Genomic DNA, 13,313 nt, shown 5'->3' with positions numbered 1-13,313 from the left:
ATACACAAAAAAACTCCTTCACAGGGAAGAAGTTTTATACGCTGAAAGCAGTCCGGTCAGGGAATATGGGTTCCGGGAGAAATCACCGCTCCTTTTTTCAGGACAATGATGCCGTCCTTTATGGAATGGGTGGCAAAGTCCCCGTCCGGAACATGTTTACCACCGATGATGCGGACATTGTCTCCTATGGCGCAGTTTTTATCTATAATGGCATGGTCTATATAACAATATTTGCCGATGCCCAGATTGGGTTTTCCTACATGGTCATTTTCTACAATGCTTGCAGTAGGCTGGTAATAATCTGAACCCATGACATACGAATTCACCACCGTGCTGCCCCGGTCTATGCGGGTTCTGTTTCCTACAATCGAATTTTCTATTTTATCTGCCATCACAATACATCCGTCGCCAAAAATGGCCTTGCTCACGTACGAGCCCAATATTTTGGACGGCGGCAACATGCGGGCTCTGGTAAATATAGGGGAAGAACTGAAAAGATTGAATTTCGGGAAATCCTGGCACAAATCTATATTCGCTTCGTAAAAACTGTCTATGGTTCCGATATCGGTCCAGTAACCTTCATACTGATAACTCAGTGTTTTCAGACGCCCTATGGATGCAGGGATGATATCTTTACCAAAATCATCGCCACCATTTTCTTCAAAAAGCCTGCGGATTACATTTTTGGTAAATACGTAGATTCCCATAGATGCAAGGTACTCCTTGCCCTGTGCTTTACTGCTTTCTGAAACTTCAGATTTCCATTCCGGAAGTTCTTCGCTGGCAGGTTTTTCCACAAATGCATTGATATTTCCGTCCGGGTCAGATTTCAGAATTCCGAAGCCTGTGGCATCTTTGGCGTTCACCGGTATGGTGGCAATGGTAATATCCGCATTGTTTGCCACATGAAAATCAATCATTTTGCGGAAATCCATCTGGTAGAGCTGATCCCCGGAGAGAATGAGGATATAATCATAATCATATTTCTCCATATGCTTCATAGACTGACGCACCGCATCTGCAGTTCCCTGGTACCAGCTGTCATTTCCCACATTTTGCTCTGCCGCCAGAATGTCTACAAAACCTTTGCTGAAAATATCAAAGTGATAGGAGTTTTTGATGTGAGAGTTCAGCGATGCCGAGTTGAACTGAGTCAGCACCAGGATTTTGTTAAAACCTGAATTCAGACAATTGGAAATGGGGATATCCACCAATCTGTATTTACCAGCAATGGGCACCGCAGGCTTGGAGCGGCTGTCTGTAAGGGGAGCCAATCTTGTACCACGTCCACCGCCCAGAACAATGGAAATTACGTTTCTTTTCATAATATAATATAATGGTATTCTAAAATATTCATCCGGCCTGTGATAAAGCAGCCAGACGCTAATTTCTGTATAAATTTAGGTAATTTTCTGCAGACTGATGCCAGGAAAAATTAAAATTCATATTCACCTGAATCAAATGGTTCATCAATTCCTGATCATGATAGATATGAGCCGCTCTTTTTAACGCATGTACAGCATCTTCTGCAGAGGCCTGGCCAAAATTCAGCCCGGCGCCGCCACTGGAAATATCCTGCACCGTATCGCGCAAACCACCCGTGTACCTTACCACCGGTATGGTGCCGTATCTCATGGCATACATCTGGTTCAGTCCGCAAGGCTCTACCCGTGAGGGCATCAGCAGAAAATCTGCAGAAGCATAAATCTGATGAGATAAATATTCTTTATACCCTAAATCCAGTGCGAAATTGGAATAATGGGCTGCCAGTTCTGCCAAACGGTGTTCGGTATGTTTCTCACCGGAGCCCAGGACAATGATATTCAGCGCCCCATAGGTTTGCTGAATGCTTTGCCAGATAATATCGGGCAGCAGATCTGCTCCTTTCTCACCGGCAAATCGGCCGATAAAACCTACTAGCGGCAACTCCGGGTTGAGTCCGTACTCCCGGCAGATTTCCACTTTGTTCATCCATTTGCCCTCCCGTGCATTCTCTGTGCTGTAATTTACATCCAGATAATCATCTGTGGCCGGATCCCAAACCTCCGTATCAATTCCGTTTATGATGCCATAGGCTTTGGCATGCTCCTGCCGTACGAGGCTTTCCAGACCTTTGAAACTCTGGAAAAGTTCTTCCAGATATCCGCCGGAAACCGCATTGAACGCATGGCAGCATTTAATCATGGTGGCCAGCGGATTAATCCAGCCGTCCCAGTCCAGAATGCGGAGATCTGCCGTGCCGTCTATCCAGGGAAAAAAATCCAGCATCTCCCAGCGCATTTGCCCTTGATATTCCCCGTTATGAATGGTCCCGATGGTCTTTACACCCTGCAGCGGGCTGAATTCCGGACAATGCTGCAGCATGAAAGGTACCAGCCCGGTATGATAGTCGTGACAATGCAGCACATCCGGCCGGATTTTCATGGCCGTAAGCCAGTGCAATACCGCATGCTGAAATGCGAGAAACTGGTAGCTTTCATCCCGGTAACCATACGGATTATCCCGGTCCAGAAGTCCGGGAATGTGCACAAGATACAGATCAAATCCCAGCACACTGCTTCTTTCTTTCATCACATGCACGCTGAGCATATTGGGCCCCTGATGTATGAATCCGTTAAATACAGGTTCGAAATCGTGATTGTGCACAAAGGGTTTGTTATACCAGGGCATGACCACACTGGCGCGGATGCCTTCAAATTTGTTCTGGTATTTTGGCAAAGCGCCCACCACATCAGCCAGTCCGCCCACTTTGGCAACCGGAAAACACTCCATGCTTAAATGAAAAATATTCATATTCTAACTGTGTTTTTAAATCAGCATCAGACGAAAATCATTCCGTATTTTTTCCTGGATTATCTTCTTTTCTGCTTGCAGGCGTGGTTTTCGCTGCCTGCTTTTCGCTGATGATCTGTTTCAATGGTTTTTTCTTACCGGCTTCCACTTTGTCTGCCTCCACTTTAGCAGAGGAAATTCTGGCCTCACCGGCTGTACCCGAAACCACTTCAGCTGAAACGATACTTTGTTTCGGGGTGTCCTTTGATGTTCCGGACTTTCTGACGGGCGCTGCTGTTTTCTTCGGAGGTGTCGCAGCCTTACGTTTGGTCACCACAGAGCGGGCAGTCATGGGCGATTCCATCTCGGGGGAAGTCACGGTACCTGCCGAAAGCTGCGTCTTACTTTCAATCTTTCCACCGGTTTTCTTTGCCGGGGTTTTCTTTGTTTTGATTCCGGCGGATGGTGCCGTTGCCGCAGATTTGCGTGTAGTTTTCCGGGCTTTGCTTTCACCTTCCGGAGCAGGTTTTGTTTGGATGGCCTGTTTTTTCGGTACGGGTATGGCTGGCACTTTAACCTGCTTCAGCACTACAGCTGCCAGTGGGGGAAGCTGCAGAACTATCGCATTAGGCCGCATCATCCATTCATCATCCTCTTCATCGGTAATCACCGCTTCTACACCACTACCGCCATAATTTTCATCATCAGAATTCAGGATTACTTTCCATTTTGTGCCTTCGTTCACCCCTATTTTATATTCAAATACGCGGGGAGTCAGGTTCAATATGGTCATGGTGACTTCATCTTCAGACTCGCCCTTGCGCAGATATACGAATATTGAATTTTGACCGTCATTGGCTTCCACCCATTCGAAACTTTCCGGACTGAACTGATTTTCGTACATGGATTTTTCTGTACGGTATAGATGGTTCAAATCTCGTACATACCGCTGCATACCACGGTGTACATGATGCTCCAGCAAATGCCAGTCCAGCGATTCTGAGAACCGCCATTCATGGGTCTGGGCAAATTCATTGCCCATAAACAGCAATTTGGCACCCGGATGAGTGTACATATAGGCATAAAGTGCCCGAAGATTGGCAAATTTCTGCCATTCGTCTCCCGGCATTTTATAAATCATACTCGCCTTACCGTGCACCACTTCATCATGAGAAAGCGGCATCATATAATTTTCATTATACATATACATGGAGGCGAAGGTAATTTTACTGTGATGGTATTTTCTGTTAATGGGATCTTCTGCAAAATATTTCAGGGTATCATGCATCCAACCCATCATCCATTTCATACCGAATCCGATGCCACCATCGTGCACCGGTTTCGTAAGCATCGGAAAATCTGAACTTTCTTCGGCAATGGTGATCACATCAGAGTATTCCCGATAAACTGCAGTGTTGAAATCCTGCAAGAACTGTTTGGCTTCCAGATTTACATTTCCGCCAAACATATTGGGAATCCACTGTCCCTCTTCCCGGGCGTAGTCCAGATACAGCATAGAAGTCACAGCATCTACCCTTAAACCGTCTGCATGGTAGCGGTCCAGCCAGAATAGTGCATTGGAAATTAAAAAAGACTTCACTTCCGGACGGCCATAATTAAAAATATGGGAGTTCCACTGCGGATGGTAACCCTGCCGCGGATCCTCATGTTCATAGAGATAAGTTCCATCAAAAAAATGAAGTCCGTTTGCATCTCCCGGGAAATGCGAAGGCACCCAATCCAGAATGACCCCGATATTATTTTTATGCAGTTCATTGATCATAATCATCAGATCCTGAGGTGACCCAAAGCGGGAATTGGCCGCAAAAAAACCGGTAATCTGATAGCCCCAACTCGGTTCGTAGGGATGTTCCATCACCGGCATAAATTCCACATGGGTAAACTGCATATCTTTCAGATAAGGAATCAGTCTTTCTGCAATTTCGCGGTAATTGAAAAAGCGCCGTGGATCATCGGTTCCGCGCATCCAGGATCCCAGATGCATTTCGTATACTGCTACCGGAGCCTGCAGGGAATTGCGGGTTTTTCTGGTGTCCATCCATTCTGCATCATCCCACTCGAACCAGGTAGTCGAAACCTGAGATGCAGCCTGCACATTTTGTTCCCAGCTTACAGCATACGGATCGCTTTTTTCCAGCCAGGTATTCTGATAAGTGCGTAAGGCATATTTGTAAATCGTACCCCAATCCAGACCTTCTATAAACCCTTCCCAGATACCTGAGCCATCCCAACGGGGGAAAAGTTGCTGACTGCCGGCTCGCCACCTGTTAAAATTTCCGATGACTGAAACCTCTGTGGCATGCGGTGCCCACACCGCAAAATACACACCTTTTCGGCCGTTCAGTTCCGCAGAATGTGAGCCGAATTTTTCGTACAGACGGTAGTGTTTTCCTTCCCGGAAGAGGTAAATATCATGTTCGGTAAACAGCGAAAAAGGTTGAGTGGTAAACATGGCTAAGGTTTATGATTTGGCAGGTGAAATATACAAATTAATCCTTGTTCTCTGAAAAATTGGCCTAAGAATTAACGGAAATATCATGTCCGGAGGCATCAGGGAAGCATCGGGTGCAGCATTAACTGAACCGACTGAATATGAGATATGACGGCCACTCCCTCATTGCTGAACAGGTACTGTCTATATGGAACATCCGCGTGCTCACGCTGCACTATGACATCAGCCGAAAAAAATCTTCTTAAATCTGCCGATCAGTCATCTCCGGAAGAGAAAATTCCATTGAGCAGAGAGGTAATTAATGACAAGGCTATACTGAATATAAATGCCCACCAGAAGCCGTCTATCTGCATACCATCAATGAAATAATCGGCAATCAGAATCACTGCAGCATTGATCACCAGCGCAAACAAACCCAGGGTGATGATGGTAAAAGGAAGCCCGAACAAATGCAGCACCGGCTTCACAAAAAGATTGAGAATCCCGAGAACCACTGCAAAAATTAACGCCGTACCAAAGGAATCAAAAGTAACCCCGCTGAGGATTCTGGACAATAGCAGCGCTACTGCTGCGGTAACCAAAAGTCTGATAATCATACCCATATCTGTATTATTTTAGAATTTAAAATGTGTGGTCATCCCGGGGTGACCAGTGAAAACCTGCGGTGTGCGGTATTTCTGATAAAATTAAGCAATAATCCGGAAACAAACCTCATCAAAAATCCTGCTACAATTCATCTAACCCTGACAGGGATTTTGCAGACGGTACTTTTTCGTCACAAAAGAAACCGACTGAAAGCAAATCAGCCGGCCTTTGAAAGAAATAGAAAGAAATCTTGAAGTCAGGGAACTGGATTCAGGTCCTGAACCTCAAAGTTTTGTTCGGCAGTATGCACTTTGCCATAGCGGTCTGTAGCGCGTACCTCCAGTTTATGCTGTCCTACAGCAAGTTTACCCGGGAATGGAGCCTGCCATATATGTTTTGAAATCTCCGGATTAGACGGTCTTCTGCCCTGCGGTAATTGTGGAACATCATCCCACTGTAATACAGATTTCATGAAGCCCGGATCTATGGTTTCTGTATAATTCATAGGGGTCCAGTTGCCATTATCTACCCGGTATTCCACTTTGTCATCCTTACCTCCCATAAAGAAATTGGCTACAATACGGGCAGAGTTTCTTCTGCTGGCAATGACTTTTGGCACATAGAGACTGATCTGGAAATCATCTGGTTTCCCGGCAACCTTGTACTGAATGCTATATTTATTATCTTTAAAATCTACAAATGAATATCCGCGGAAGGTTCCGTCACGCATCACAGATCTGGGCACCCCTACGGCATCTGCAGTACCGGAATACCAGTCGCCGGAAGTGGTTCCTACATTGTATTCATGCAGTTTCTCGGCACCTTCCCAGCCTTCGCCTTTGGTGTAGAAAATCTGGGTCTGTTTGTGGGTGTGGGCAGACATCATCAGTACATTTTCAAAAGGCTTCAGCAGTTCGAACAGGCGCCTGCGGTCTTCCATTCGGAAGTGATCATCGCCGGCTCTTTCGGGCATCATCTGGATGTGAAATGCCAGTACTACCAGTTTATCTTTGGGAACGAGTTTCAGGTTATTCTCCACAAATTTCAACTGATCTTCGCGGAAACCGCCCCAGTATCCCTTGCCATCTCTTGGATCCGGATACAAAATATCATCCAGCACCATGAAATGAACATTTCCATAATTGAATGCATAATTGGCCGGGCCAAAATTTTCTTCGAAGGTTTCATCTGAAAGGGCATCTTCTTTGGCATCAAAATTCATATCATGATTCCCGATGACATTGTACCACGGCAATCCTATTTCCTTTACCGCATCAATATAGGGCTGGTGCAACACCAGATCATCTCCCACCAGATCTCCGAGGCTGATGCCGAAAACCGCATTTTTCTTATTGTTCTTCACCTCGTTGATGATGCCTCTTTTAAAATAGTCAATCTCCTTCAGGGTGTACGGTTGCGGATCGCCAAATACCAATATCTGGAAATCTTTTTCTTCCTTGTTTTTGTGCAAAGGAAAATTCACCTGTGCAGGCAGCGGTCCCGTAGGTGCAGTTCCTTTGTATTTAAAATCTGCAGGCGAACCTTTGGGTTTGTGATGGTAATAAAACTGTGGAAGATTATTCCCGTCGACCGGCGTCTGAAATCCGGAAGGTTTAATCACAAAAACGGAGTGATGGTCATAAGCCGGCAAGGTGTAGCGGCCGCTTGCATCTGTAAGCACCACTTCCTGGCCATTAGACACGGCCACATTGGCTATTCCCTTTTCCCGGCGGTCTTTCACAGAATTTCTGTTGGCATCTTCATATACAAAGCCGGTGACTGTGGTCTGAGAGAAGAAAAAACCGGCAATGAGTACAGCAGCTGTGCTGAAAATTGTTTTCATTTCTTATTTATTTTTTAGAATATTGGGAACATCGGTTGTTACGAAGTTGATTCCCTTGTTTTTTAACTGTTGATAAATCTGCGGATCATTTACCGTCCATGAGTTGGTGATCAGTCCCAGTTCACCGGCCTCGCGGATCCAGTCCGGTTGTGTTTCTGTCAATATTTTATAATGATAATCCAGTCCGTTCAGTCCTGCAGCTTTCAATTGTGTCGGTGACAAATCTCCATTGAGGTAGAGCACTACCGCATCCGGGCGTAGCCTTTTGATTTCTTTACAGATGTGCAGACTGAAGGAAATAAACTCTGTGTGCAGCTCCTGGTTGTACTTTTGGATTATATCTGATGCCTTCTGTACCAGCATGGTTTCCAGTTCAGGAGATTTTGCAGGCTTCAGTTCTACAATCAGCTTTACCGCATCATTCTGTGTCGCCTGCTGTACATAAGATTCCAGTGTGGGCAGGTTTTCACCGTTACTGAGTTTCAGTTTCAGAAGACCGGCGTAGGAGGTTTCGGACACCTCCATGTCGCCGTGATGCTCGTCATGTACCGCCACAGGAACCCCGTCTGCCGTAAGGCGGATGTCCACTTCCGAGCCGTACACCATCAGTTGCTGGGCATTTTTCAACGCCTCTATGGAATTCTGCGGCGCGGGTGTTTCTGCCCGGAAGTAGCCGCGGTGGGCAATAATCTGAGTCTGCGCATTCATAAGCACTGAAGCAAGCCCTAAAATTATCAAAAAAAATCGTTTCATCGGATTATTGGTTCCACCACATTTTTGTGTTGATATCATCTCCGCCCATTGCCGAAACTGCAGCATTATAATTCTCGGTATTCATGATTTTCGGGTTAGCAGGATACATCATTCTTTGAGGCATCTGGCCATTATTCATCAGTCCGCCATTGTTTGGCAATACCGGCAATCCTGTTCTTCTGTGTTCATACCACTGCTGGTGATCTACAAAGAACAAAGCGATGTACTTTTGCAACATGATCTGCTCCATGGTTCCGTTGTATGCCACCACGGGGTTCTGGAAATAATCTGCCGGTACGGCATTTCCCCACTCTTCAAGTGTTGCGCTTACTCCATTTTCATAGTACAGTTGTGCACTTCCTGGAATTACGCCTTTCAGTGCCAGCTCTGCCAGGGAAAACTGAAGTTCGGCATACGGATATACCAGGACTTTAAGGGGTGCTTTTGCCAGATTCTGGTTCATATTGGACGGCTGATAGTTAAATACCGTTCCCAAAGCATACCCGGAAGGCGCTCCAAAGTAACCGATATTGGGACTGGGTGCAGCCAGCGCTTTTGCCTGAGAGAAAAACTTGCTCATTCTGGGGTCATTATTCGCTTTTAAAGCATCCACAAAGAACTCTCCTGCTGCCCGGTAAGAGGTGAAATCCTGAGGACGTGCAATAGGTGGCATGTAGGGTGCAACCCCGGAAATATTCAGCGTGACACCATCTTCCACATTCTGGAAGATTGGGTAAACCGCCGGGTTATTCACAATTTCCTGGATGCGGGCATGCACGTTTACTTCACCATTTCTGCTCTGAATTCTGGTTAAAAGTCTAAGCGAAAGGGAATTGGCAAACTTTTTCCATTTCAGAATATTGGCAGCAGAAGATTCTCCGTGATAGAATAAATCCAGGTCAGAAAGTTGTTTGGTGGTATCGAACATGGCGTTGGCAGCCTTCAGATCATCCAGCAACTGTACATAAATATCTTTCTGACGGTCAAATTTAGGTTTCATAATCTCGTCTTCCAGTCTCAGGGCTTCAGAAAACGGGATGTCTCCAAAAGCATCGGTAAGATTGGAATAGATCCAGGCATTCATGACCATAGAAATCGCCACATAATTCGGCTGATTTTCGGCAATGGCGAACTCACGCATTTCCTTCACCTGCTTCAGCCATTTGTAGCTGGTGTTCCAGTACCCGTTTCCGGTACCCTCGGTAAGGTAGTAGCGGCTCAGGGTATTTCCTTCATTGGGAAATGGCAGCGCCACCTGCATCAGCTGAAAGGTAAAATCATCTGCGCGGTTATATCCGTAATTGGACATTTCATATTGTAATGGTGCCAGAAAGCTTCCTGCAGTAGGGTTTTCAATCTTGCTGGTATCGGTATTTATTTCTTCGAAGGTTCTTCCGCAGGAGTTTAAAACCAGCAGCGAAGAAGTGATGATGCTTAAATTAATGAATAGTTTTTTCATAACTAATGGTTGTTTTTATAAATCAAAGCATGAGGGAATCATGACTTGTATTCAATATTTTTAACTGATTAAAATTTAACATTCAGCTGGAAACCGATGGTTCTGGCAGACGGTAGCTGACCAATTTCCACACCGGGCGTGATGGTACTGTTGTCCAACGTGGCTACTTCCGGGTCAAAAAGCGGATATTCTGTCCACATCCATAGATTCTTGCCAAAAACCGCAATGGTCAGATCATTCAGTTTCAGGGGTTCAATCACGGATTTCGGGAAAGAGTAACCAATTCTGGCATCGCGCAGTTTAATAAATGAAGTATCAAACGTATTGGTTTCCACATTCGCTCTGCGGTAGTAATCTCCATAGTAAGAACTGAGGGTCACCGGCTTGGTATTCGGGCTGAAGCTGCCGTCCGGATTCTGTACTACACCCTGTCCTATAATGGTTCCGTCCGGGCTGTCTCTTCCGACAAGAGTATGCTTCAGTTTACCCTGTTCAGACATCTTGTGGTGCGACTGTGAGTATGCCATACCGCCCAGTTGTCCGTCAAAGGAGAAACTCACCGAGATATTTCCGAACTGGAAATCATTCTGAAGTCCTGCTCTCCACTCCGGGAATGCATTTCCTACTTTTTCTATGCGGGCTGGTCTTTCCGGCAAGCCATTGCTACCGTAGATAACCTGTCCGTCTGGTGTTCTCATCAGTTTATATCCATACAAATCTCCCAGTGATCCGCCTACTTCTGCATTGAAGTATACAACACCTGCTACAGTAGCCATGGTGTACGGCTCATTGTTGAACTCCGGCGGCAGGCTCATGATTTTGTTCTCATTGGTAGACCAGTTGGCTCCAATTTTCCACCGGAAATTATCTTTCCTGATGGGCGTGGCATCCAGGCTCATCTCTATCCCCCGGTTGCGCACTTCACCGGCATTAATCCAGCGGTGAGCATATCCCGTTTCGTACATCATAGGAATGCGGATAATCTGATTGGCCGTGTTATTCTGATAGAGGGTAAAGCTGTAATTCAGACGGTTATTGAAAAGTCCGAAATCCATTCCGGTTTCAATATTGGTATTGATTTCCGGCTTCAGCAGCGGGTTCGGATAAGTTCCCGGTGCCGTAACCCCGCCCGGAATATCATCCAGATCATAATATTTGGTCAATTGATAAGGAGATCCGTCAATTCCCACCTTGGCCCACGATCCGCGCAGTTTCCAGTAATTAAAATTGGATGACCTGAGGTTAAGTAAATCAGAAAGAATGAAACTGGTACTCACAGAAGGGTAAAAGAATGAGCGGTTTTCGTTCGGAAGGGTACTGCTCCAGTCATTACGACCGGTCAAATCCACAAAAATTTTGTTATCATAACCCAGCGTTACCAACGCATAGGCACTGTTTACCTGTTCATCATAGGGTTTCGGGACTTTGGTAATTAAAGAAACGGCATTGGTCAGTGCATAATCTCCGGGATTCTTCAGACCTACAGCCTGATAGTCGTTCATGACATATTCATTGTAACGGATACTTCCTCCCACAGATGCGGACACATCAAATTTTCCGAACCCGTCTTTGTAGCTAAGGAGCATATCATTATTATACTCTTGATTTTTGATAAATTGTTCTCTGTAATATCCTTTCAGATAGTTGGCAGAACTCCAGGGTCTTTTTGTAGTACGTTCTTCATTCAAAAACTCAATTCCGGAGCGCAGCATCAGACTCAGCTTGTTACTGAAAGCATAATCCATGGTAATATTTCCGGTAATATTGCGTTTATCTACACCATTCAGCATTTCATATGCAATCATATAAGGGTTATCTATAAAAGAACTGAAGGGATGGATCTGATCTATCTGATACTGACCTTCTTTCCAGATGGGGCGGTACCATGCCAGGTCCACATTCGGATTCTGGAAGATCATAAAATAAGAGATGGACTGGTTGTTATAGCCGGTAGCCGGCAGGTTGTCACTTTTGGTCCTGTTATAGGCAAATTTGGTAGATAACTTCAGGCGGTCATTCATTTTGTGCGATACCGATCCGGCAAAATTAAACCTGTTGAACCCGGTATTGGGCATCATCCATTCATTATCCAGATAGGTAAGTGAGGTTCTGAAACTGGTTTTGTCATTGGAATTTTCAATGGCAATACTGTTCGAATAGGTGGAACCCACATCCCAGAAACCTTTCACATTATCCTTATAAGGCCTCCACAGCTGGCGTGTAAGGCTTTGTCCCTGTACCGTGGGGTCGTACTGAAAATAATATTGTCCGTCAAACTTGGGTCCGAAGGCACTACTGGTTCCTCCGGTACTTACACCGTCTGGCGAGGCGCCGTAAGAATAGTAAAAATTGCCGTTGGTATCTTTGGCCAGGGTTCCCTGTCCGTATTCATGCTGATAATCCGGCCACTTCAGAACAGAATCAAAACTGGCATAGGAGTTAAAGGTTACCTGCATTTTTCCGTTTCTGCTCTTCCCGGATTTGGTGGTAATCATTAAAGCACCATTAGCGGCTCTGGATCCGTATAGTGCGGCTGCAGAAGCTCCTTTCAGTACGGTTACACTTTCTATATCATCCGGGTTGATGCTGTTCAGTCCGTTTCCGAGATCTACAGGCAAATCCCCGCCGGATCCTGCTCCATAAGCTGAAGTTCCGGTTCCGGAGTTCACTCTGGGACCGTCACTCAGGGGTACACCATCTACCACAATCAGCGCGTAGTTATTATCCATAAACATGGATTTTTCGCCCCGAAGCGTAATTCTGGAAGAGCCAAGAGGTCCTGCACCGGAAGTCTGGATCTTAAGTCCCGCCACTTTTCCTTCCATAGATTGAGCCCAGTTATTGTTCTGGGTTTCCTCAAAAGTTTCGGAGCCCACCGTTTCAGCCACATACCCTAATGATTTGTCTTGTCTTTTAATCCCCAAAGCGGTAACCACCACTTCTTCAATTTGTCTCTCTTTCAATGTGTCTTGTCTTTGCTGCCCCGCCATTTCTACGGTTACAGTCCCTGCTAATACAAGAATCAGAATTTTCTGAAGATTTCTTTTCACGTCGATTTATTTTGATGCAAAAGTACCCCGACCGGAGCAGGAAGGCTTTAAGAGAACTTTAACACTTCTTTAAGGATTTACCAATAGAAGTTGAATCAAACCTTAACAACATACGGTAATTCTATGGTTATCAGGCATCAGCTGATGTTACCTATATTTAATCCGGATTTTACTTGTGTTTTTGCAGCAATTAGAATATCTTAATGCCGGAAGCCGCGTTTTCACACCCTCCAGAAAGCATTCATAGGGGTTAAACTGCCTCACTTCAGACTTTTATATTATTAATGAAAAAATAACACCCTGCAGTGAAACTTTGAAGTTCGTTTTGCAGGGTGCTACTGGTGAAAAACCTGTTGTTGATTCTCAATTCAATCTTTC

General features: G+C 45.4%; 8 protein-coding genes. All 8 read right to left on the bottom strand.

All coding sequences use genetic code 11. The annotated features are described in order from the left end of the window. Positions 1-56: 56 nt before the first annotated feature. Positions 57-1,325: a glucose-1-phosphate adenylyltransferase gene (locus tag LKO26_RS04830; protein WP_227586717.1), complete on the bottom strand. Its 1,269-nt coding sequence runs from the start codon at positions 1,323-1,325 to the stop codon at positions 57-59. A 58-nt stretch (positions 1,326-1,383) separates the two neighbouring features. After that, positions 1,384-2,793: a glycogen synthase gene (locus tag LKO26_RS04825; RefSeq protein ID WP_227586716.1), complete on the bottom strand. Its 1,410-nt coding sequence runs from the start codon at positions 2,791-2,793 to the stop codon at positions 1,384-1,386. 37 nt (positions 2,794-2,830) lie between these two features. Continuing rightward, positions 2,831-5,245 (bottom strand): 1,4-alpha-glucan branching protein GlgB, encoded by a 2,415-nt coding sequence (glgB, locus tag LKO26_RS04820; RefSeq protein ID WP_317206368.1) that lies wholly within the window; start codon positions 5,243-5,245, stop codon positions 2,831-2,833. A 254-nt stretch (positions 5,246-5,499) separates the two neighbouring features. Continuing rightward, positions 5,500-5,847 carry a phage holin family protein gene (locus tag LKO26_RS04815; RefSeq protein WP_227586715.1) on the bottom strand — a complete coding sequence of 116 codons (348 nt, stop codon included), beginning with the start codon at positions 5,845-5,847 and terminating at the stop codon, positions 5,500-5,502. Between the two features lie 239 nt (positions 5,848-6,086). Next, entirely contained in the window at positions 6,087-7,673 is a 1,587-nt protein-coding gene (locus tag LKO26_RS04810; RefSeq protein ID WP_227586714.1) for a calcineurin-like phosphoesterase C-terminal domain-containing protein, read from the bottom strand. A 3-nt stretch (positions 7,674-7,676) separates the two neighbouring features. Next, positions 7,677-8,411 carry a glycerophosphodiester phosphodiesterase gene (locus tag LKO26_RS04805; RefSeq protein WP_227586713.1) on the bottom strand — a complete coding sequence of 245 codons (735 nt, stop codon included), beginning with the start codon at positions 8,409-8,411 and terminating at the stop codon, positions 7,677-7,679. A gap of 19 nt (positions 8,412-8,430) precedes the next feature. Next, positions 8,431-9,885 (bottom strand): SusD/RagB family nutrient-binding outer membrane lipoprotein, encoded by a 1,455-nt coding sequence (locus tag LKO26_RS04800; RefSeq protein WP_227586712.1) that lies wholly within the window; start codon positions 9,883-9,885, stop codon positions 8,431-8,433. Between the two features lie 68 nt (positions 9,886-9,953). Then, on the bottom strand, positions 9,954-12,935 hold the full coding sequence (locus LKO26_RS04795) for a SusC/RagA family TonB-linked outer membrane protein (RefSeq protein WP_227586711.1): 2,982 nt from the start codon (positions 12,933-12,935) through the stop codon (positions 9,954-9,956). Positions 12,936-13,313: the final 378 nt, after the last annotated feature.

It is taken from the genome of Chryseobacterium sp. MFBS3-17 (genome assembly GCF_020687745.1).
Taxonomy (GTDB): Bacteria; Bacteroidota; Bacteroidia; order Flavobacteriales; family Weeksellaceae; genus Marnyiella.
This window is presented reverse-complemented; position numbering and strand designations above follow the sequence as displayed.

Coding starts and splice junctions, on each gene's coding strand:
- glgB (WP_317206368.1), bottom strand. CDS start 5,245: ATGTTTACCACTCAACCTTTTTCGCTGTTTACCGAACATGATATTTAC.
- LKO26_RS04825 (WP_227586716.1), bottom strand. CDS start 2,793: ATGAATATTTTTCATTTAAGCATGGAGTGTTTTCCGGTTGCCAAAGTG.
- LKO26_RS04810 (WP_227586714.1), bottom strand. CDS start 7,673: ATGAAAACAATTTTCAGCACAGCTGCTGTACTCATTGCCGGTTTTTTC.
- LKO26_RS04830 (WP_227586717.1), bottom strand. CDS start 1,325: ATGAAAAGAAACGTAATTTCCATTGTTCTGGGCGGTGGACGTGGTACA.
- LKO26_RS04815 (WP_227586715.1), bottom strand. CDS start 5,847: ATGGGTATGATTATCAGACTTTTGGTTACCGCAGCAGTAGCGCTGCTA.
- LKO26_RS04800 (WP_227586712.1), bottom strand. CDS start 9,885: ATGAAAAAACTATTCATTAATTTAAGCATCATCACTTCTTCGCTGCTG.